Source organism: Pseudomonas sp. B21-017 (assembly GCF_024749245.1).
Classification (GTDB): Bacteria; Pseudomonadota; Gammaproteobacteria; order Pseudomonadales; family Pseudomonadaceae; genus Aquipseudomonas.
In genome coordinates this window covers 1,222,446-1,244,369 of sequence record NZ_CP087194.1, presented here as the reverse complement: position 1 = coordinate 1,244,369, position 21,924 = coordinate 1,222,446, and the positions used below count along the sequence as shown (strand labels likewise).

General features: G+C 59.1%; 13 protein-coding genes. 9 read left to right on the top strand and 4 right to left on the bottom strand.

The genetic code is table 11. The features are described 5' to 3' along the window. The first annotated feature begins 52 nt into the window (after nucleotides 1-52). The 6 genes from LOY28_RS05375 (at nucleotide 53) to LOY28_RS05350 (ending at nucleotide 10,332) form a co-directional block, all read left to right on the top strand. Nucleotides 53-2,359, top strand: a complete 2,307-nt coding sequence (locus tag LOY28_RS05375; protein ID WP_138866884.1) for an EAL domain-containing protein — start codon at nucleotides 53-55, stop codon at nucleotides 2,357-2,359. Continuing rightward, complete coding sequence (locus LOY28_RS05370) at nucleotides 2,356-4,218, top strand: bifunctional diguanylate cyclase/phosphodiesterase (RefSeq protein ID WP_064616301.1); 1,863 nt, start codon at nucleotides 2,356-2,358, stop codon at nucleotides 4,216-4,218. The genes LOY28_RS05375 and LOY28_RS05370 overlap by 4 nt, the downstream gene beginning before the upstream one ends. Before the next feature lie 44 nt (nucleotides 4,219-4,262). Continuing rightward, the gene (locus LOY28_RS05365) at nucleotides 4,263-5,222 is read left to right on the top strand and encodes a cytochrome-c peroxidase (RefSeq protein WP_018926634.1); all 960 of its coding nucleotides are present in this window, start codon (nucleotides 4,263-4,265) and stop codon (nucleotides 5,220-5,222) included. Next, on the top strand, nucleotides 5,219-7,030 hold the full coding sequence (locus LOY28_RS05360) for a DAHL domain-containing protein (RefSeq protein ID WP_258613183.1): 1,812 nt from the start codon (nucleotides 5,219-5,221) through the stop codon (nucleotides 7,028-7,030). Before LOY28_RS05365 ends, LOY28_RS05360 begins: the two co-directional genes overlap by 4 nt. Next, entirely contained in the window at nucleotides 7,027-8,433 is a 1,407-nt protein-coding gene (locus LOY28_RS05355) for an ATP-binding protein (protein WP_258613182.1), read from the top strand. The genes LOY28_RS05360 and LOY28_RS05355 overlap by 4 nt, the downstream gene beginning before the upstream one ends. Before the next feature lie 279 nt (nucleotides 8,434-8,712). Beyond that, nucleotides 8,713-10,332, top strand: coding sequence for an FMN-binding glutamate synthase family protein (locus LOY28_RS05350; RefSeq protein WP_258613181.1), 1,620 nt, complete (start codon nucleotides 8,713-8,715; stop codon nucleotides 10,330-10,332). Here the strand turns inward: LOY28_RS05350 and LOY28_RS05345 are convergent. The 3 genes from LOY28_RS05345 to LOY28_RS05335 are packed head-to-tail and all read right to left on the bottom strand — an operon-like array spanning nucleotide 10,310 to nucleotide 14,346. Then, on the bottom strand, nucleotides 10,310-11,905 hold the full coding sequence (locus tag LOY28_RS05345; RefSeq protein ID WP_258613180.1) for a glycosyltransferase family 39 protein: 1,596 nt from the start codon (nucleotides 11,903-11,905) through the stop codon (nucleotides 10,310-10,312). The two genes, LOY28_RS05350 and LOY28_RS05345, sit on opposite strands and share 23 nt — an antisense overlap. After that, nucleotides 11,895-13,403 (bottom strand): glucosyltransferase domain-containing protein, encoded by a 1,509-nt coding sequence (locus LOY28_RS05340; RefSeq protein WP_258613179.1) that lies wholly within the window; start codon nucleotides 13,401-13,403, stop codon nucleotides 11,895-11,897. Before LOY28_RS05340 ends, LOY28_RS05345 begins: the two co-directional genes overlap by 11 nt. A gap of 1 nt (nucleotide 13,404) precedes the next feature. Beyond that, the gene (locus LOY28_RS05335; protein ID WP_018926640.1) at nucleotides 13,405-14,346 is read right to left on the bottom strand and encodes a glycosyltransferase family 2 protein; all 942 of its coding nucleotides are present in this window, start codon (nucleotides 14,344-14,346) and stop codon (nucleotides 13,405-13,407) included. A 257-nt stretch (nucleotides 14,347-14,603) separates the two neighbouring features. Here LOY28_RS05335 and LOY28_RS05330 point away from each other — a divergent pair, with 257 nt between their 5' ends. Next, nucleotides 14,604-15,728, top strand: a complete 1,125-nt coding sequence (locus tag LOY28_RS05330; protein ID WP_258613178.1) for an OpgC domain-containing protein — start codon at nucleotides 14,604-14,606, stop codon at nucleotides 15,726-15,728. Between the two features lie 54 nt (nucleotides 15,729-15,782). On the opposite strand, the gene LOY28_RS05325 is transcribed toward LOY28_RS05330, so the two are convergent. Then, nucleotides 15,783-17,204, bottom strand: coding sequence for an amino acid permease (locus LOY28_RS05325; RefSeq protein WP_018926642.1), 1,422 nt, complete (start codon nucleotides 17,202-17,204; stop codon nucleotides 15,783-15,785). A 614-nt stretch (nucleotides 17,205-17,818) separates the two neighbouring features. On the opposite strand from LOY28_RS05325, the gene LOY28_RS05320 reads away from it, so the two are divergent. Further along, entirely contained in the window at nucleotides 17,819-18,277 is a 459-nt protein-coding gene (locus tag LOY28_RS05320; protein ID WP_258613177.1) for an REP-associated tyrosine transposase, read from the top strand. Between the two features lie 301 nt (nucleotides 18,278-18,578). Further along, on the top strand, nucleotides 18,579-21,689 hold the full coding sequence (locus tag LOY28_RS05315; protein WP_258613176.1) for a transglycosylase domain-containing protein: 3,111 nt from the start codon (nucleotides 18,579-18,581) through the stop codon (nucleotides 21,687-21,689). Nucleotides 21,690-21,924 lie beyond the last annotated feature (235 nt).

Below are 21,924 nucleotides of genomic sequence, written 5' to 3'. Positions count from 1 at the left end.
AAGGGATACCCTCTATGAGCTCATCGCACCAAACTGCTGTCGGTACAGGCGCATGTCAGTGAATACGCTGCTTGCGCGGACTAATCGTCGGATTCTCATCGTCGACGACACCGCGTCGATCCACGAGGATTTCGCCAAGATTCTCAGCCCGTCATCGATCGAAGACGACAGTCTGGCCAGCGCTGAAAACGCCCTGTTCGGCACCCCCGTGTCGGTATCGTCGCAAGGTTTTATCATCGAATCCGCATTTCAGGGCCGTGAGGCGCTGGACAAGGTCGAGACCGCGCTGGCGAATGACTCACCCTACGCGATGGCCTTCATCGACATGCGCATGCCGCCGGGCTGGGACGGCCTGGAAACCATCGAACGCCTGTGGCAGGTCGATCCCAAGCTGCAAGTGGCGCTCTGCACCGCGTATTCCGACTATTCCTGGGAAGACATCGACGAGCGCCTGGATCTGGGCGATCGCCTGCTGATCCTGAAAAAACCGTTCGATGCCATCGAAATCCGCCAGATGGCCAGCGCATTGACCGCCAAGTGGCAAATGACCGAAGACGCGGCACTGAAGATGTCCCTGCTGGAGCAAGCGGTCGAGGAGCGCACCCGGGAGCTGTCCGACGCCAACATCATTGTGCAGAACAGCCCGACCATTCTGTATCGGCTGCGGGGCGAACCGTCGTTTCCGTTGATGTATATCTCCCACAACATCACCAAATACGGCCACATCGCGGCGGCCCTGGTGGCTTCTTCCAACTGGGCTCAGGAGCTGATCCATCCCGACGATCAAGAGAAAGTCGACACCGCCATGGCGCGGGTGCTGGACCGCCATGCAGCCGGTGCTTCCATCGAATTCCGGATGCGCACCGGCGACGGTGACTGGCGCTGGGTCGAAAACCGCTACATCCCGGTGCGCGACGATGAAGGCCGCTTGCTGGAAGTCGAAGGCATCATCATCGACATCACCGAACGCAAACTGGCCGAGGAAAAGATCGCCCTGCTGGCCCGCACCGACGGGCTGACCGGGCTGGCCAACCGCGCGACGCTGATCGAGCGCCTGCATCAGGCGTTCGCCGCCGCCCGGCGCGGGGCCACCCCGTTCGCCATGTTTTACCTGGACCTGGATCACTTCAAGCGCATCAACGACACCCTGGGCCACCCGGTGGGTGACCTGTTGCTGCAGGAGGTCGCCCGACGGATCAAAACCTGCGTGCGGGAAAACGACGTGGTCGCCCGTCTGGGGGGCGACGAGTTCGCGATTCTGCAACTGGACGTCGGCGATCCGACCCAGTCAGCAGCCCTGGCCGCCAAGGTCCGCGATGCGCTGGTGCTGCCCTACTCCCTGGCCGGCAACGACGTGCGGGTCTCGGTCAGTATCGGCATCAGCAGCTACACCCAGGTCAGCCTCAGCGCCGACAGCCTGTTGACCCAGGCCGACATGGCGCTGTATCGCTCCAAGGAAAAGGGCCGCAACCAGTACCACTTCCACTCCGAGGAAATCAATCAGGAAGTGGTCGAGCGCATGACCATCGCCAACGACTTGAAAACCGCCATCGAACGCGACGAGCTCGAACTGCGTTACTGGCCGGAAGTAGACCTGAGCAGTGGCAAGATCCTCGGCATGGAAGCGCAGGTCAGCTGGAATCACCCCATACGCGGTTTACTGGAAGCCCCCGCATTCCTGCCCGCGGCGGAAAAGACCGGCATCATCATCGCCCTCGGTCACTGGGTGCTGGAGCGCGCCTGTCGGCAAATGCACCAGTGGCGCGATGAAGGCATGGCACCACCGGTGGTGGCGATAAAACTGTCCCTGGCCCAGCTCAAGAGTGGTCCCGAGCTGATCTATGACGTGTTGCGCACCACTGCCCGCTGGGATCTGTGCCCGTGGGACCTGCGTTTCGACGTCACCGAAGCGACCCTGGCCCAGACCAAGTGGACGCACAACGATATCCTGCCACGCCTGCGTGAGCTGGGGGTGAAGATCGCCATCGATGACTTCGGCACCGAATACTCTTCGTTCGACTACCTCAAGACTTACCAGGTCAATCACCTGAAACTCGCTCAGGCGTTCATCGACACCGCCGCCCACGACGCGGCCAGCGCCACCACCTTGCGGGCCATTATCAATTTCGCCCGCGACGTCGGGATCGGCATCATCGCCGAAGGTGTCGAAACCCAGGAGCAACGTACTTCGCTGATGGCCACCGGTTCACCGATGAATGCCCAGGGCTACTACTTCAGCAAAGCGGTCAGCAGCCAGCAGGCCGCCGAACTGTTGAAAGCCGGGAGCATCGTGTGCGCGAATCACAATCCCGGAGCAATGCCGGGTGATTCGCAACGTGCCACGGAGGACAAGGAATGAAAACTCCGTTCATCCAGGCCAACCGGCGCATTCTGATCATCGATGACACGCCCTCTATCCATGAGGACTTCCGCAAGATCCTGGGCGCCGATACCGACGATGAACTCACCCTCGCCGGCACTGAAGCCGCGCTGTTCGACACCCCGCAAACGACTCGGCTGGTCTTCCAGCTCGACTCCGCCTATCAGGGCCAGGAAGCACTCAAACTGGTCAAGCGGGCCCAGGCAGAAGGTCGCCCTTACGCCATGGCGTTCACCGACATGCGCATGCCGCCTGGCTGGGATGGTCTGGAAACCATCGAGCGGCTCTGGAAGGTCGACCCTAACCTGCAAATCGCGCTGTGCACGGCGTTCTCCGATTACACCTGGGAAGCCATGGCCGAACGGCTGGAGTTCGGCGATCAATTGCTGGTGTTGAAAAAACCTTTCGACAGCCTGGAAATCCGCCAGATGGCCAGCGCCCTGACCTGGAAGTGGCAGATGGCGCAGGACGCGGCGATGAAAGTACTGAGCCTTGAGCAAACCATCGAAGCCCGGGTCCATGAACTGCTCAAGGTGTCTCATCTGTTGCAGTACGACGTGTTGACCGAGCTGCCCAACAGCACCTTGCTGGGTGACCGGCTGAACCAGTCCCTGGCCTTGTCCAGACGCCATGACAAACAACTGGCGGTAATGTTTCTGGGGCTCGACCGCTTCAAGCGGATCAACAATGCGTTGGGCCACCCGACCGGTGACGAGATGCTCAAGCGTGTCGGGCAAAGCCTGGTGGCCTGCGTGCGCGCCTCCGACTCGGTGTTTCGCTACGGCTCCGACGAATTTGTGGTGATCCTGGCCGACATCCACCACCCCCAACAGACCAAGGGCATCGCCGAAAAACTGTTGAACGCCATACGTGCGCCCCAGCACGTCGCCGGGCACGACTTGAGCGTGACGGCCAGCCTGGGCATCAGCATCTATCCCGATGACGGTTTCGATGCCATCGCACTGATCAAGAAAGCCGAAACCGCGATGCGCAACGTCAAGGAAAGCGGCCCCAACGATTTCAGCTTTTTCATCGATGAGATGAACCAGCGCGCGCGGGAACAGCAGACCATCGAGTCGGGGATTCGCCTGGCACTGGAGCGGAACGAGTTTGTCCTGCACTACCAACCGAAACTCGACCTGGGCAGCGGCAAGGTGGTCGGCGCCGAGGCGTTGATCCGCTGGCAAAAACCGGGGCACGGCTGGATCTACCCGACAGACTTCATTGCAGTGGCCGAAGACAGCGGCTTGATCGTGCCGTTAAGCAAATGGGTGCTGGCCCAGGCCTGTCGGCAAGCCCGTACCTGGCAGGCAAAAGGCCTGCCGAATCTGTGCATGTCGGTGAACGTGTCGGCCATCGATTTCCGCCAGCGGGATTTTGTCGACGGCATCGAACAGATACTCCAGAACACAGGCATGGACCCGGCCTTGCTGGAGCTGGAAATTACCGAAGGCGTATTGATGCAGAACGTCGATGCCACGATGGTCGCGCTGAGTCGGCTCAAGGCATTGGGGGTACGGCTGGCCATCGATGACTTCGGCACCGGCTATTCCAGCCTGAGTTACTTGCAACGGTTTCCCATCGATGTACTGAAAATCGATCAATCGTTCATTCGTGGCCTGGGCCGTGACAGCAACGACGCGGCTCTGGTCGGCGCCATCATCAGTCTGGGCAAAAGCCTCAATCTGACGGTCATTGCCGAAGGGGTGGAAACCCTCGAACAACTGAATTTTCTCAAGGCGCTCCATTGCGAGGAAGGCCAGGGTTACTACTTCAGCAAAGCCGTGGAGCCGGACGCCTTCGTGCAATACCTGACCTCCGTAAAGCCCCTCTCCTGAACGATGTGCAACGACACACAGGCCCTGAGCCAAGGAATCACAAGATGTCACGTTCCTTCTGCTACTTGCTCCTTGCGCCTCTACTCGGTTGTTGTCTGATAGCCAGTGGCGCACCGCTGGACGAACCGCTCAAACCCTTGCCCGCAGTGCCCGAGCAGAATCCCTTGCAAGTCGAACTCGGTCGCCGGTTGTTCAACGAACCACGGCTGTCGGTCAACAACAGCCTGTCCTGCGCCAGTTGCCATCGTCTGGAAATCGGCGGTGCCGACGACAAGGCGTTGTCCACTGGCTTCAAGGGCGATCCCTTGACGATCAATACCCCGAGCGTGTTCAACGCGAGCTTGAACTTCCGGCAATTCTGGAATGGCCGCGCCGATTCTCTGGAAACCCAAGCCCACGAAGTGGTGCAGAGCCCCAGTGAAATGGGCAGTCATTGGGAACAAGTGGTCCAGATGCTCTCCGCCGACCCGGATTACAAAAACGCTTTCACCAAGGCCTACCCGGACGGCGTCACCATGAACAATGTGCAAAGTGCCCTGGCCACCTACGAGCGCACGCTGATCAGTGCCAACTCGCGCTTCGACCAATACCTGTCGGGCAATACCGAGATCCTCACGACTGACGAGAAATACGGTTACCAACGTTTCAAAGACTACGGCTGCATTGCCTGCCATCAGGGGGTGAACATCGGCGGCAACATGTTCCAGAAATTCGGGGTCATGGGTGATTACTTTCAGGCTCGTGGCAACCCCACCGAAGCCGATCTGGGCCGCTATCTGGTCACCAAGGCCGAAGAGGACCGCAACGTGTTCAAGGTGCCGAGCCTGCGCAATGTCGCCGTGACCGCGCCGTACTTTCACGACGGCTCGGCTAAAACCCTCGAAGAAGCGGTAGACGTGATGTTCAAGTTCCAGCTCGGTCGTGTGCCCTCCGACAAGGACAAGGACCTGATCATCAAATTCCTCAAGACCCTGACCGGTGAATGGGGAGGCAAACCTTTATGAAAACGTTCCCCCGTCGCAACCTGGCACTGCTCGCAGCCGTGGCCGTGCTGCTGGCCTCGACGCTGTTGTTCCTGTACCTCAAGTCCAGCTCGAACGAGACGTCGACCTACGCCGAATCCCGGGACTTGATCGGTCGGATCAAACAGTTGAACGCGCAATGGGAAACCGAGATTCTCAAGGCCAGGATCGCCATCAGTCACAACTACGATCCACTGGTGACACCGCTGAGCGAGATGACGCGCCTGTGGCAGCGGTTCGAGAGCATGGAGTCCAATCACAGCCGCAACGACACGCCGACCTGGCGTGCCAGTCATGAGGCATACCTTGCCGCCATCCAGGAAAAAACCCGGCTGGTGGAGCAATTCAAATCCCACAACGCGGTGCTGCGCAACTCACTGGCGTTCCTGCCCACGGCCGAAGACGACATCCAGCAACCGCTTGCCCAACTGCCTGATGAAGACAAGCTGCAACTGCAGAACATCGCCACCGACACTTACGACTTGCTGCTCAGCAGCCTGGAATTCGCCCAGGTCACCTCCGACGATAAAGCGGCGGATATTCTGCTGGGGATGAACAAACTGGGGGTTAACAAGCAACGATTGCCGGAGCAGTTTCACAGCCCGATCGATATTTTGAGTAACCACGTCACCCTGATCCTGCGTGAGCAACCGGTGGTCAATCGGTTACTGGAAAACATCGAGGCCATTCCCGTGGCCGAACGACTGGACGACATTACCAGCCTGCTGAACGAAGACCAGCAGCAAACCGATGCCATCGACCAGCGCTACCACTTCTACATGCTGGTGTTTTCGACGCTGCTGGTGCTGGTGCTGGTGTACCTGGCAATCCGCCTGATGCGCAGCTTCGGGGAGACTCAGCGGGTCAACAAGGAACTGCAAACCGCCAACGAAGTCCTCGAACAACGGGTCGAAGAGCGCACCCGCGAACTCAAGGATACCCAGAGCGAATTGCTCGACACCGCGCGTCAGGCCGGCATGGCCGAAATCGCCACCAACGTGCTGCACAACGTCGGCAACGTGCTCAACAGCGTGAACATCTCGGCCGATCTGGTCAGCCGCCGGCTGCGTAGCAGCAAGGCCCAGGGGCTGGGCAAGGCGATGCAGCTGATCAACGAGCATCAAAGCGACCTCGGCACTTTTCTGACCCAAAACGAAAAAGGAAAACTACTGCCAGGCTATTTGAATCAACTGGTGGAGGCGATTGCCCTCGAACAGCAAGGCATGACCGAGGAACTCGCGCAGTTGAGCAAAAGCGTCGATCACATCAAAGACATCGTCGCCACCCAGCAGTCCTACGCGGGGGCCAACAACCTGGTGGAACCGCTGTACATCAGCGAATTGCTCGAGGACGCCCTGCGCATGAACGCAGGCGCCTTGACCCGGCATCACGTCACGGTGGTCAAGGAGTACGGCGACGTACCGCAAGTGATGGGCGACAAGCACCGCTTGTTGCTGATCCTGATCAACCTGATCAGCAACGCCAAATACGCCATGTCCGACCTCAGCAACCGAGCCCGACAGATCACCCTTGGGGTAAAAGTCGTCGAGGACACGATCCTGCAAATCAGCGTCAAGGATGACGGCGAAGGCATTGCGCCGGAAAACATGACGCGGATCTTTGCCCACGGTTTCACCACCCGCAAGGAAGGCCACGGCTTCGGCCTGCACAGCTGTGCGCTGGCCGCGATCGAAATGAACGGCCATCTCACCGCCCACAGCGACGGACCGGGCAAGGGCGCCCTGTTCACCTTGCAGATCCCGTTGAACCCCGTCATGGAGGAAGCATGAGCGACCTATCGAACCGCCGCATTCTGCTGATCGACGACACCCCGTCCATCCATGATGACTTTCGCAAGATCCTCACCCCGACATCGGCCAAACATGCGGAACTGGACGAAATGGAGGCCGCGCTGTTCGGCAGCGAAGTGAAATCCACCCAACCGCTGTTCGAACTGGATTCGGCCTACGGCGGTCAGGAGGGCCTGGGCAAACTCGTCCAGGCCTTACAGGAAAACCGCCCCTACGCCCTGGCCTTCGTCGACATGCGCATGCCCGAGGGCTGGGACGGTGCACAGACCATCGAACACCTGTGGCAGGAAGACCCGAGCCTGCAAGTGGTGGTGTGTACCGCCTATTCCGACTATTCGTGGGATGAACTGCTGGAGCGCCTGCACGCCCACGACCGCCTGCTGATTCTGAAAAAACCGTTCGACAATATCGAAGTCCAGCAGATGGCCAACACCCTGCTCACCAAATGGGACATGACCGAACGGGCGTCTATCCAGATGAGTCATCTGGAGCATCTGGTGGATCAGCGCACGACCCAGTTCAAGCAGGCCAGCGAAGCATTGCAGCGGGAAATCGACGAGCGCAAACAGCTGGAAAGCCAACTGGTGCAGTCGGAAAAACTCGCCTCGCTGGGGCAACTGGCGGCGGGTGTCGCCCATGAAATCAATAATCCCATCGGCTTCATTTCCTCCAACCTCGGCACCCTCGATGGCTATTTCAAGCAACTGCAGACCATGCTCGATGCCTATCGGGAGGCGGAGGCGGCCATTACCTCAAGCGAGGTCCTCGAACGTCTCGGCCAGCTCCGGGAAAAGGTCGAGCTGGAGTTTCTGCGCGAAGACATTCCGCTGCTGATCAAGGAGTCCAAGGACGGCATCAATCGGGTCGGGCAGATCGTCAAAGACTTGAAGGACTTCTCCCGCGTCGACTCCAATCAGGAATGGCAGTGGACCAACCTGCAACAGGGCATCGAGTCGACGCTGAACATCGTCGCCAATGAACTCAAGTACAAGGCCGATGTGGTGAAGGAGTATCAAACGCTGCCTGACATCGAATGCCTGCCGTCGCAGATCAATCAGGTGATCATGAACCTGATCGTCAACGCGTCTCAGGCCATGGGGCCGGAACGGGGCACCATCACCCTGCGTACCGGGCTTGAAGGTGAAACGGTGTCGATCGAAGTCGCGGACACCGGATCAGGCATCGAACCGGAATGCCTGCAGAAAATATTCGACCCGTTCTACACCACCAAACCGGTGGGCCAGGGGACAGGGCTCGGGTTGTCCCTGTCCTATGGCATCGTGAAAAAACACCGGGGCGACATTTCGGTACGCAGCAAAGTCGGCGTGGGTACCACGTTTCGGGTCGAGCTGCCGGTGCGCCAATCGAAAGCGGCTGTCTGACCAGCCGAACAAGGGATCAAATCTCAATCCAGGCTGTTTTCGTTTATTCTCCAGGCGCAGAATGCCTGACGCTCTGTGCTAACACAGGAAATCTCTGTGACGAGGGAGCTTGCTCCGCTGGATCGCGAAGCGAACCCAAAACAGGCAATGCGTTCAGTCAGACAAATCCCGTCAGCAGGTTTTGCGACTGCTGCGCAGCCGAGCGGGAGCAAGCTCCCTCGCCACAAAAGCCTGTATACCACGGTCCAACATGACCGAGTCCGAACCCAAGGAAACCGTATGAGCCTGTCACTCCTGAGCCGCTACGCCTTCTTTGCCGTCTGTGTGATATTCACCCTCGCCAGCCTGCCCTTCCTGGCATACGACTGGCTCTGGCCGATCGCCGCCGTCACCGGCGTCCTCAGCCTGGTGGGCCTGTTCGACCTGCTGCAAAGCCCTCATGCGGTGCGCCGCAACTACCCGATCCTGGGCAATATCCGTTATCTGGTGGAGGGCATTCGCCCGGAAATCCGCCAGTACCTGCTCGAATCCGACAGCGATGCCCTGCCCTTCTCCCGGGCCCAGCGTTCGCTGGTGTATTCGCGGGCCAAGAACGAGAGCGCCGACAAACCTTTCGGCACGCTGATCGACGTGTATCAGTCGGGTTTCGAATTCATCGGCCACTCGATGCGCCCGGCGCCGTTGAGCGACCCGAGCAGTTTCCGGGTGATGGTCGGCGGTCCGCAGTGCACCCAACCGTACTCGGCATCGGTGTTCAACATCTCGGCCATGAGCTTCGGTTCCCTCAGCGCCAACGCCATTCGCGCGTTGAACCAGGGCGCCAAACTCGGCAACTTCGCCCATGACACCGGCGAAGGCAGCATCAGCCCCTATCACCGGGAAAACGGCGGCGACCTGACCTGGGAACTGGGCAGCGGCTACTTCGGCTGCCGCACCGCCGATGGCCGCTTCGACCCGGAACGCTTCGCCGCCCAGGCACAGAACCCGCAAGTGCGGATGATCGAAATCAAAATGAGCCAAGGCGCCAAACCCGGCCACGGCGGGATTCTGCCCAAGCACAAAGTCACCCAGGAAATCGCCGAAACCCGTGGCATCCCGATGGGCGAAGACTGCATTTCGCCGTCGCGCCACAGCGCGTTTTCCACGCCGATCGAAATGATGCACTTCATCGCGCAACTGCGTGAACTGTCCGGCGGCAAACCGGTGGGCTTCAAGTTCTGCCTGGGCCACCCGTGGGAATTCATGGGCATCGCCAAGGCCATGCTGGAAACCGGCATCCTCCCGGACTTCATCGTGGTCGACGGCAAGGAAGGTGGCACCGGCGCCGCGCCCGTGGAATTCACCGACCACATCGGCGTACCGATGCGTGAAGGCCTGTTGTTCGTGCACAACACCCTGGTGGGCCTGAACCTGCGGGACAAGATCAAACTCGGCGCCAGCGGCAAAATCGTCAGTGCCTTCGACATCGCCAGCGTCCTGGCCATCGGTGCCGACTGGGCCAACTCGGCGCGCGGCTTCATGTTCGCCATCGGCTGCATCCAGTCACAAAGCTGCCACACCAACAAATGCCCGACCGGCGTCGCCACCCAGGACACCCTGCGCCAGCGCGCGCTGGTCGTTCCGGACAAGGCCCAGCGCGTGTACAACTTCCATCGCAATACGCTGAAGGCCCTGGCCGAAATGCTCGCCGCCGCAGGCCTCGACCATCCTTCACAGCTGTCGGCCAAGCATCTGGTGCGACGCATGTCGGCGACCGAGATCAAGCTGTTCTCGCAGCTGCATGTGTTCTTGAAACCGGGGGAATTGCTCACTGGCGAAGTGAACGGCGAGTTTTATTCGCGGATGTGGCAGATGGCACGGTCGGACAGTTTTGAGCCTAATGATGCGGCGGCTGCATAGACTGTGTTAGCGCGCCAATCTCAGGGATTGGCGCGTCCTCCACGATGAACAAACGAGCCTCACTGCCCCCTTCCCTTAGCGTCAGCACCTGTTTCCAATGTTTCGGAAACAAGGCGTCATGCTCAGGACGAGCAATGCCCGTCACCCACCAGACTCTCCTGGCATTGAGTTTCAGGGTCGAAAAATCATTGAAGAAAATCGAGTGCAGGTGACGGGGAATGAGTGCCCAGCCACCATATTCAGCGGTTCCCCACAAGGTGCCGGTCGCTGTTTTGAAGACGTATAGCCTCGGCTGAATGCCTGTCGAGTTGTAGTACATAAACGGCAAGTACCAATACAGGTTATCCACAACGATTTCGTCATCCGGATGGGCTTCACGACTGAGTCCGGCGACCACGGCGTCCAGTTTCGCGTCTCTGCGAATGCTGGTGCCGTTCATCTCATCCGTTTGTGCGTAAATCGCCGACAGCCCGTGCACTTCCACCAAGACAATAAAAACCATGGCGACAGCAGCAAGGACAGCGTGGCGTTGGCTCAATGCGTCCAGTGCGAGCGCAACGATAAGGGGCAACGCAGCGGCGGCGAATACCAGGTACCTGGCATTGAAAACCGGCACGATCAGCGACACCAGAAACACGGTCAGCGCCGGCACAAAAAAATAGCCCACCAGCAAAACACTGAAGGGTCGCTCCTTGCGTGCCTTGAACAGTACGGCAGCGGCGCAAACCATGATCAAAACCAAGGGTGTCGCGCGCCATAAGTCACTGGTCGAACCCTCCATCACCACCAGTTGCCAAACGAAGGTCAGCACCGTCGGCCAGGTCAGCGGCGGTATCCATTCGAGCCCGTCCATTCGCAGCAATTGACTGATGAGAGGCGGTGCCCACGGCAGGTACAACACGACGATTGCACTGTTTACCAGTATCCACGCACGTACGGGGACCGTGTCCTGGACCTTGCGCACCCGCCACCAAAAAAGCCAATGCACCAACACGCACAATGCGGCGAAGTAGTGCGTGTAAAAAGCCGCCGTCATCAGCAGCACGTAAACGACCGGGTAACGCTTTTGATCCGGCGCCTTGACCCAGCACACCAGTGCCACAGTCGCCCCCATCAGCCAAAACCCCAGCAAGGTATACATTCGCACTTCCTGGCTGTAGCGCACCGATATCGGCAGCAACGCCAACAACAATGCTGCGATCCAGATCGCCTTTCGCGTCGCCAACAGGCTCATCAATTTAATGCCCAGCAACAGCGTGCCGACATCAGCCAGTGCGCTCAGGGACCGCGCAGATAACACGCCATGACCGAACAGCACCATCCAGTAATGCAGCAAGACATAGTAAAGCGGCGGATGAACATCCCGAGCCGTCGTGGCCCAGATGTACGCAGGCGAGCCCTCGGCCAGCAGTATGCTGTAAGCCTCGTCGTACCAGATGACCGGCACGGTGATGGCGTGAAATCTCGCCAACAATGCGATCGCCAGCACCCCCAGCAAACCCGCACCGTCGGCAACCCCGGATGGCAAGCGTTTGAGATAGATCGCGGGAGCGCTCACCGTTTCACCACGCAAGCGTGGCGATCGGCGTCGGCTCTTTCATCACGATGAAACCGTAGTCACCCAACAGATAGAGGTTGTAGAACTTGTTATCCACCAGCGGTGGATAACCCTGATAACCCATCAACGTCGCGTTGCGTCGCTCCCGCTCCGCGACCACGTTGGTGATGCCCGCTTTCGGCAGGTTTTCCGCCAGCATGTAGAAGTTGATGTTCAGCAGATAATGCAAAACCGGCATCCGCTTGAACGAGCCCGCAGCCTCCACCAGCCAGTGATCGGAATAACTCACCGACATGTAAATGCGCTTGGCCTCGCGCAGTTGCCGATGGGATGCAATGTCATGCCCCAGGGAAAACAACGCGCTGGAGGCAAAGGTGTTCTGCACCGACAGCACGCGACCATAGGCGTAGGACAGCGAAAGCATGGCCAGCAGCGGAACCACCAACAGCAGCGTCAGCCGCTCATGAATATGTGCCAGCGCCAGATGGCTCAAATAGAACAGCAGCACCAACAGCACCGCGAACCCCATCAAGGTTCTGGCGCCTTCATTGAAATCCCGGAAAAACAACACAGCCCCCGACACTAGAAAAATCACGGTCGGCACAGTCAGCACACACGCCAGGCCCATCAGCACTTTTCTCAACGCCGTGTCCTGGCGTGCCACCACGTTCCGGGCCAGCTGCACGCTGCCCGCGATGGCACACAACAGCAGCACGGCGAACACCCAGGTGAATCCACCGTGAAACAGCAGCACGACTTTTTCCAGCACGCGGCCGATGTTGATTTCCAGTTGCAGCCAGGGTGCTGCCGCCCAGTTCAGGAACAAAACACGGGTCTGATCCATGTATGGATAAGCGGTGACGCTGTAGATCAAGCCGCCGAGCAACACCTGGGCGAGTTTCCAGCCGATCAACTCGCACCATTGCGGCCAGGCCCATTTATCGTTCGCGCCCCTGAGCAGTTCGAGGCAACACAGGCCCAGAAATACATTGATACTCACCTGATAGAGCCCCAGCCCCAGGGCAATCAGGAAGGCCGGCACCAGCCATTGCAGGATGCGCGAAGGATGACGAAACGTGATCGCATAGATCACCGCCACCAGGCTCAAGGCATTGGCCGGTCCGTCGTATTGATACGACAGGTTCTGCAGGAAGAACGGGTTGTACCAGAGCGGCAACACCACCATGCAGCAGGATAGCGTCGGCTGCGGGTAGTAATGAAACGTCAGGCTGGTCAACGCAAAAGTCATGGCCAGGGAGGCGATCAACAGCGGCAATGGAAAGATGTTCGGCGCGGCATCGCTGAAGGTCAGCGCGTTGTAAAACAGCTCGGTGAATAACCGCCCCTGCCCCACCCAGTCCGTGCCGGCGGACAGCGAACGCCAGTTGTCATCGATGTAGGGATAGTCGGCGAGGATCAGCGGAATGACATAGATCAGCGTCGCGAGTTGAAAAAACAGCCAGACCCGACGACGGCCGATTTCGCCGCTGAAAAAATCGCTCAGTCTGCCCATGCTAAAGCCCGACCCGGTCTTTGCCGCCGATGACGTCTTTGATCACATACCGGGGCCGATGCTTGGCTTCGATGTAGATGCGACCGACATACTCACCAAGAATGCCAATGCCGATCAGTTGCACACCGCCGAGAAACAATATGGCCGTCATCAACGAAGGGTAACCGGGGACGCTGTTGCCGAAGAAAATCTTGTCCAGCACCATGTACACCGCATACAGCACCGCGAAGATTGAAATGCCGCCGCCGATGTAAGTCCACAACTGCAAGGGTACGGTGCTGAACGAGGTAATGCCTTCCAGCGCCAGGTTCCACAACTTCCAGCCATTGAACTTGCTGCGTCCCGCCACCCGCTGGGCCCGCTCGTACTCCACCACCACGGTGGTGAAACCGGCCCATGACAGAACGCCTTTCATGAACAACTGATGCTCGGGGAGTGCGCGAATCACATTGACCACCTTGCGGTCCATGAGGCGGAAATCCCCGACGTTCTCCTCGATACGGGTGTAGGAAATCCTGTTCAGCAGGTGGTAGAACATTGCCGCACTGTGGCGTTTCAGGTAACTGTCGCTGGCACGGTCCCGGCGCTTGGCGAGTACCACATCGGCACCTTTTTGCCACTCGGCAATCAACCGTGGAATGACGCTGATCGGGTCCTGCAGGTCCACGTCCATGGGGATCACCGCATCGCCAGTGGCGTACTCCAGCCCGGCAAACAACGCCGGCTCCTTGCCGAAGTTGCGCGAGAAATTGATCAGCAATACCTGTTCATCGACCTGGGCCAGCGCCTTGGCCTGCTCAGCCGTCTGATCGGTACTGCCGTCGTTGATGAACACGATCTCGACTTCATAAGGGTCAAGTTTCAACTCACGACGCACCGCCTGGTGGAACAGACTGATCGCCTGCTCTTCGTTGAATACCGGGACAATCAGCGAAACCTTCACGTTTCACACTCCTGAGAACCGAAGTGTAGATGCTCGCCAGATGCCATCATGGGGAGTTCTGGTGCGCGGACAGTCCGGCAGACCGACGGCCACGCCGTTCGATCCGTTCGCTATAAGCATCTGAGACATTCGGTAATATCCAGCCTTTTGCAATTGCCTGTGAATAACGGCACCCTGCGCGCCGCCAATGTGCGGCGCACCCTCTTTTGCTGCGCCGGCAACTCCTTATTCAACAGCCCGTTCAAGAGCCCGCCTTCATGACGTCTGGACGCGATCACCGAATCGACTTTTTCCGCGGCCTGGCCCTGATCTTTATCTTCTGGGACCACGTGCCGCAGAACCCGCTCGCGCAGTTCACGGTGCGTAACTTCGGCTTCAGCGATGCGGCGGAGATTTTCGTGTTCCTGGCCGGTTACGCGGCCGTGCTGGCCTACGGCAAGATCGCCCGGCGCGACGGGCTCATGGTCGCCACGGTGAAAATCCTGCGACGCGCCTGGGTGCTTTATGTAGTGCACATCTTTTTGCTGGCGCTGCTGATGGGCATCGTGTTTTTCGCCAACAGCCACGTGGAAACCCGCGATCTGGTGCAGGAAATGGGCTTGCAGTATTTCCTCAGCAATCCGCAGCAGGCGTTGATGGACGAGTTGCTGCTGCGTTTCAAGCCGAACCTGATGGACCCGTTGCCGCTGTACATTCTGTTGCTGCTCGGCCTGCCGCTGGTACTGCCGATACTGCTGCGCAAGGCGGAATACGTGGTGGGGCTGTCGGTGGTGTTGTACCTGCTGGCGCCATGGTTGCAGTGGAACCTGGCGGGCACCGACGGGGGCGTGTGGTTTTTCAATCCGATGGCCTGGCAGCTGCTGTTTATTCTCGGGGGCGCGGCGGCTATTCACCGGCAAAGGCCTCGGGCGCCGCAACCTCGACCGCTGACTCGACAGCCGGTTCTCATCGCGGCTCTGACCTATCTGGTAATGACCGGGATGATCGCGCTGTCGTGGAAATGGCCGACCGTGCATGACGCGTTCATGCCCCAATGGCTCGGCGAATGGCTCTATCCGATCAGCAAGACCAACCTCTCACCGGCGCGTCTGCTGCACTTCCTCGCCCTCGCCTACGTCACCGCGAGGTTGTTGCCGGACACGGGCTGGACGCAACACTGGCTGGCGCGACAAAGCTGTCGCATGGGCCGATATTCTCTGGAGGTGTTTTGTTTTGGTGTGTTGCTGGCGCCGTTGGCGGACATGCTCAATGCCTTGGGTGGGAACCTATTGGCGATGCAGCTATTCAGCGCAATGTTGGGGGTCGGGTTGATGGCGTTGCTGGGGGCCTGGCTGGATTTCAATAAGCGGTTGAACATGCCGATACCCGTGGCAGCCGTTTAAATGCAAAAGCCCCGATCATTCTGACCGGGGCTTTTGCATGGCTGGCGTTACAACTTACGAAGCCGAACGCACCGCGCCTTGCGCCACATTGGTCGGCTGCAACTTGAACATGTAGAACAACACCGTCAGCAGTACCAGGAACGCCGGGCCCACATACAGCGCCACTCGGGTGTCCGGGAAGTACGCCATCAGGCCGACCACCAGCACCAGGAAGGCCAGCGCCAGATACGAACTGATCGGGTACAGCCACATGCGGTATTTCAGGCCGGCACGTTCGCTGGCGCTCAGGCCTTTGCGGAACTTGAGCTGGGCCAGCAGGATCATCACCCAGGTCCAGATCGCGCCGAAGGTGGCTATCGCGGTAACCCAGACGAAAACCTTCTCAGGCACCATGTAGTTGAGCAGCACACCCAGCAACAACGCGCCGATCGACAACAGCAACGCACGACGGGGCACACCGCCGTTCGAGGTTTTGGCGAAACCGGCCGGGGCCTGGCCGTTCTGCGCCAGGCTGTAGAGCATGCGCCCGGTGCTGAAGATGCCGCCGTTGCAGGACGACAACGCCGCGGTGATCACCACGAAGTTGATGATGCCGGCGGCGGTCTTGATGCCCAGACGCTCGAAGGTCATCACGAACGGGCTGCCCTGGGTGCCGATTTCGTTCCACGGGTAAATTGACAGGATCACGAACAAGGCGCCGACGTAGAACAGCAGAATCCGCCAAAACACCGAGCCGATCGCATTGGGGATGGTCTTCTGTGGGTTCTTCGCTTCACCGGCGGTCAGGCCGATCATCTCGACGCCGAGGTAGGCGAACATCACCATTTGCAGGGACATCAACACGCCTTGCACGCCATTGGGCATGAAGCCGCCGTGGGCCCACAGATTGGAAATCCCCAGGGCGACGCCGTCGTTGCCGAAGCCGAACGCGATCACGCCGATACCGCCGACCACCATCGCAATGATGGTGACGATCTTGATCAGGGCGAACCAGAATTCGAACTCACCGAAGGCTTTCACCGCGATCAGGTTGATCGAGCCCATGCTGACCAACGCGGCAAGTGCCCAGATCCAGCGCGGCACGTCGGGGAACCAGACGCCCATGTACACCGCCACTGCGGTGATTTCCGCGACGCAGGTCACCAGCCACAGGAACCAGTAGTTCCAGCCGGTCAGAAAACCCGCCAAAGGCCCGAGGTAATCCTGGGCATAACGGCTGAACGAGCCGGCGACCGGATTGTGCACGGCCATTTCGCCGAGGGCACGCATGATCACCAGGATCGCCAGACCGCCGATGATGTAGGAGAGCATGATGGCCGGGCCGGCCATTTCGATGGCCTTGGCCGAACCCAGGAACAGGCCGACGCCGATACAGGCACCGAGTGCCATCAGGCGAATATGCCGTTCGCCCAGTTCGCGTTTAAGCGGGCCGCCCTGAGCGGTCTCGCCGTGAGGCAGGTGATTGCCGACTGGCATAGGGGTGCAACCTCGTCTTGTTATTGGATATGACCACCGAGTGTCGAAGCGCCGACCGATAGGCCAGCGCCTGGTGAAACCGGGCCTGTCTTGTGGACAGACACGTCTTGTAGGACAAAACCTCCAAGATCAGCGGGGCGTGCAGTATAAAAAGCTAACGACAGGTGTTTTCACTATATAAAACACAATATTCAGCGATAACTAACGGGTAATTCCCGCAGAACGGAGTGGCATTACCTGGCTTTTGCAGGTTTTTTCGCCACTGGAACCGCACGGAGTATTGCACAGCAATGGTGCATCGTCATGCCCCTACCTAGGCAGCATTTACCTCGTTGATGCGTCTAGCTCAACCCTTTCAGACGACACCTACCTTGTGGCGAGGGAGCTTGCTCCCGCTCGACTGCGCGCAGTCGCAAACCCGGTGAATCGTATTTATCAGACAAGTCCGGAATTGGGGCCGCTTCGCAGCCCAGCGGGAGCAAGCTCCCTCGCCACAAAAGCGCTATTCCCAATTGGATCCTGCATGGTTTTCGGAAATTTCAGTCAAATGTTGCAGATTCAGGTTTGGAGATAGGGACTAGGGGCAAAGGGGGAACTTCAAAAGGGCGCAAGGAATGCATCCACAACCAAATTCACATCTGCTACGCCATGGACGATGTTCAGAACAGGGTCGGGCCTATCTCATCACAGCGGTTGTGCACCAACGCCGCCGAATATTCACTGATTGGCGGTTGGGACGTCTGTTAGTTACCGAACTCAAGCGGGCCCACGACCAGAAGTGGGTCAACTCAATAGCGTGGGTCGTCATGCCAGATCACTTCCATTGGTTGGTACAACTCGAACAACACTCCCTGGCGCAACTCATGCAAGCCACCAAATCTCGCAGCACACTCTCCATCAACCGAGCGTCAAACAATGAAGGGGCTTTTTGGCAAAGCGGCTACCACGACCGGGCAATCCGCGATGGAGAAGGACTCCTGCCATTCGCTCGTTACATTGTTGCCAATCCATCGCGCGCAGGGTTGGTCAATAAAATTGGCGATTACCCACTATGGGATGCCTGTTGGCTATGAACCCAGCAGCACCATAACCCTGTGGCGAGGGAGCTTGCTCCCGCTCGGCTGCGCAGCAGTCGTGAATCCTGTACATGCGGTGTGTCTGAAAAAATCCGGTGTTGCTGGTTTTTGGGACCGCTGCGCAGTCCAACGGGGGCAAGCCCCCTCGCCACAGGCAAGCTCCCTCGCCACAACAGCCCTTCTCCATAGGTAATCGTGCGCATCTGATATTTGGTTGTTCACAATTTTTTCACCAACGCCAACCACCGTCTAAGCTTCAAACAAGTCCGATCAATCTGCGTGAATGGATCAGTCGACTATGGGCGCTTTGTGGCAAACCGATTCGAGTGACACTGTGGTTCCGACTGAACGTGTGGATGAAGCGCCTTTACCTGAAAAACCCCGTCGTTCACGGCACGGCTGGGGGGCGTTCTGGTTGCTGCTGCTGATTATCCTGATTGTCCTGGGCCTGGCCGCGGCCAAGGAAATGCGCACTTCCAAGTTCCAGGCCCGGGAAATCAGCAAATATGCCGCCTCGCTGAAATACGAACTGCAACCCGGCCCCAGCGACGCGATTCGCTACCCTGGCGAAGGCCCGTTCGATCAGCGTCTGGGCTACAGCTCCCTGGATGAATTTCTGCCGCGCCTGCTCAAACGCGATTACGTCATAGCGGCGCAAACCCGCTTTTCGCCTGCGCTGATGAAGTACAGCGACAAGGGCTTTTTCATTCCCTATACCGAGAAAATCCAGGCCGGGCTGTCAATCACCGATTGCCGTGCGGCCCCGCTGTATCAGTTCAAGTATCCACAACAGCTCTATTCAAGCTTTGCCGCGATCCCGCCGGTGGTGGTCAACAGCTTGCTGTTCATCGAAAACCGCTTTCTGCTCGATCCGCACCAGCCCCTGGCCAACCCCGCCGTGGACTGGCCGCGGTTCGGCATGGCGGCGTGGTCCCAGGTAGCCAAGCTGTTGCGCCTGCCCGGCCAATCGGCGGGCGGCAGTACGCTGGCGACACAGCTTGAAAAATATCGACACTCGCCCGACGGCTTGACTGTGTCGGGCGCGGAAAAAATCCGCCAAATGATTTCCGCCAGCGTGCGGGCCTATCAGACGGGGCCGGAAACCCTTCAGGCACGGCAAAATGTGATTCGCGATTACCTCAACAGTGTTCCGCTGTCCGCGGTACCGGGCCACGGTGAAGTGCACGGCATGGCCGAAGGTTTGCGTGTGTGGTACGGCGCCGACTTCAACAAGGCCAACGAACGGCTGGCCAGCACCGACACCGATCAGAAAAGCCTGGCGGAGAAAGGCCTGGCCCTGCGTGAAATGCTGTCGCTGATGATTGCTCAACGCCGCCCTTCCCACTACTTGACCAAGGGCCGCGATGAATTGGCCAGCCTGACCGACAGCCATATTCGCCTGCTGTCACAAAATGGGGTGATCGATGCACCGCTCGCGGCGGCAGCACTGGCCAGCCAAGTGACCTACCGCGACTGGCAGACCCAACCCACCATCCAACCGATCGAAACCAACAAAGGCATCAGTGTCGCGCGCAGTCGCCTGGGCAGTTTGCTCAACCGGCCGCTGTATGACCTCGACCGCCTCGACCTTTCCGCCACCAGCACCCTGCAAGGCGAGCTGCAAACCCAGGCCACCGCATACCTCAAGCATCTGGCCGACCCAGCCTATGCAGCGGAAATCGGCCTGATCGGCGAACGCCTGCTCACCCCCACCAGCACCACCCAGGTGCGCTACAGCTTCACCCTGTTCGAACTGACCCCGGACGGCTCGCGGGTGCGGGTGCAGACCGACAGCACCGACCAACCGTTCGACATCAATGAAGGCAGCAAGCTGGAACTGGGCTCCACCGCCAAAATGCGTGTGCTCACCACTTACCTGCAGATCATCTCCGAATTGCACGATCGCTACGCAGGCATGACCGTTGCCGAACTGAAGAAAACCGAAGTCGCCGAACAGGATCGCCTGAGCAGCTGGGCCGTCGATTACATGATTCAGAACACCGACCGCAGCCTGCCAAAAATGCTCGGCGCCGCACTGGATCGCAAATATTCCGCCAGCCCCGGCGAGGCGTTTTTCACCGGTGGCGGGCTGCACACGTTTGTTAACTTCCGCAAGGAAGACAACGGCCGCATGCCGACCCTGCGCGATGCCATTCGTGAGTCGATCAACCTGCCGTTCATTCGGCTGATGCGCGACCTGGTGCGCTACAGCACCTACGCAGGCCCCAACAGCAGCGCCGAATTGCTCAAGGACGACCGCGACCCGCGGCGTCAGGAATACCTGGCCCAGTTCGCCGACCGCGAAGGCACCGCATTCCTGTTGCGATTCTGGAAGAAGTACCAGAACAAAGACACTCAGACCCGCCTCGAGACCTTCCTCGACAGCATGCACCCGACACCGATCCGCATGGCTGCCGTGCATCGCTACCTATTCCCGCAGGCCGACCAGGAGAGCTTCAACACCTTCGTGCGTTCACACCTCAAAGGCGCCAAGCTCACGGAAAAACTCACCGACGAACGCCTCGAACGCCTGTACCTGAGTTACGGCCCGGGCAGCTACGACCTGCCGGATCAGGGCTTCATCGCCAAGGTCCACCCGCTGGATCTGTGGCTGATGGGCTACTTGCTGAACAACCCCGACGCCAAGTTCAGCCAGATCGTCAAAGCCAGCGAATTCGAACGCCAGGAGGTTTACAGCTGGCTGTTCAAAAGCAAACACAAGGGCGCCCGTGACAGCCGCATCCGTACGATGCTGGAGATCGAGGCGTTCCTCGACATTCATCAACGCTGGCAGAAAGTCGGCTACCCATTCGATCACCTGGTGCCCTCGCTGGCCACCGCCATCGGCAGCTCCGGCGACCGCCCCGCCGCGCTGGCGGAGCTGATCGGCACCATCCTCAACGACGGTGTACGCCTGCCGACGCTGCGTATCGACAGCCTGCACTTCGCGGCCGGTACGCCCTATGAAACCCAACTGATCAACAATCCGGTCGTCGGCAAACGCGTAATGCCTTCCGAGGTGGCAACCGCCATGCGCGAGGCCTTGTCGCAAGTGGTGGATGCCGGCACGGCCAAACGCGTGGCAGGCAGTTTCAAACTGGCCAACGGCACCCCGCTGGCCATGGGCGGCAAAACCGGGACCGGCGACAACCGCATCGAAGCCATCGGTCCGGGAGGACGGATTCTGAGCTCGAAATCGATCAACCGCACAGCAACATTCGTGTTTTACATCGGCGATAGCCATTTCGGCACCTTGACCGCCTACGTGCCGGGGCGCTCGGCCGAAGCCTTCAAATTTACCTCGGCGTTGCCCGTGCAAGTGCTCAAGGGCATGGCGCCCATCCTGATGCCGTATCTGCAACCGGGGAGTGGCACCGGATGTTTGCCCGTGGAGCTCTCCCGCCGCTGACCGGGTGGTAAATAGTTATTTTCGGCATGGAAAATTCCAATGCTTTCGGCACTCTCCACAGGTGTTCCGCGCAGTAATTCAGACTTTTACTTTGAGCGACGAAGGATAGGCTGTTGCCTTCCATAACTGCTCAAGGCTGATAAAAACAATGTCAGATTTACAAGGACGTAAAACTGCCCGCCCAGGAGGGGCAGACGACGATAAGGGCCGTCACTACGCTTTCATCCAGAGTCGA

Excerpts from the sequence above, each read along its gene's own strand:
- LOY28_RS05320 (WP_258613177.1), top strand. The coding sequence starts at position 17,819 with ATGCATCCACAACCAAATTCACATCTGCTACGCCATGGACGATGTTCA.
- LOY28_RS05370 (WP_064616301.1), top strand. The coding sequence starts at position 2,356 with ATGAAAACTCCGTTCATCCAGGCCAACCGGCGCATTCTGATCATCGAT.
- LOY28_RS05325 (WP_018926642.1), bottom strand. The coding sequence starts at position 17,204 with ATGCCAGTCGGCAATCACCTGCCTCACGGCGAGACCGCTCAGGGCGGC.
- LOY28_RS05330 (WP_258613178.1), top strand. The coding sequence starts at position 14,604 with ATGACGTCTGGACGCGATCACCGAATCGACTTTTTCCGCGGCCTGGCC.
- LOY28_RS05360 (WP_258613183.1), top strand. The coding sequence starts at position 5,219 with ATGAAAACGTTCCCCCGTCGCAACCTGGCACTGCTCGCAGCCGTGGCC.
- LOY28_RS05340 (WP_258613179.1), bottom strand. The coding sequence starts at position 13,403 with ATGGGCAGACTGAGCGATTTTTTCAGCGGCGAAATCGGCCGTCGTCGG.
- LOY28_RS05350 (WP_258613181.1), top strand. The coding sequence starts at position 8,713 with ATGAGCCTGTCACTCCTGAGCCGCTACGCCTTCTTTGCCGTCTGTGTG.
- LOY28_RS05315 (WP_258613176.1), top strand. The coding sequence starts at position 18,579 with ATGGGCGCTTTGTGGCAAACCGATTCGAGTGACACTGTGGTTCCGACT.
- LOY28_RS05355 (WP_258613182.1), top strand. The coding sequence starts at position 7,027 with ATGAGCGACCTATCGAACCGCCGCATTCTGCTGATCGACGACACCCCG.
- LOY28_RS05365 (WP_018926634.1), top strand. The coding sequence starts at position 4,263 with ATGTCACGTTCCTTCTGCTACTTGCTCCTTGCGCCTCTACTCGGTTGT.
- LOY28_RS05375 (WP_138866884.1), top strand. The coding sequence starts at position 53 with ATGTCAGTGAATACGCTGCTTGCGCGGACTAATCGTCGGATTCTCATC.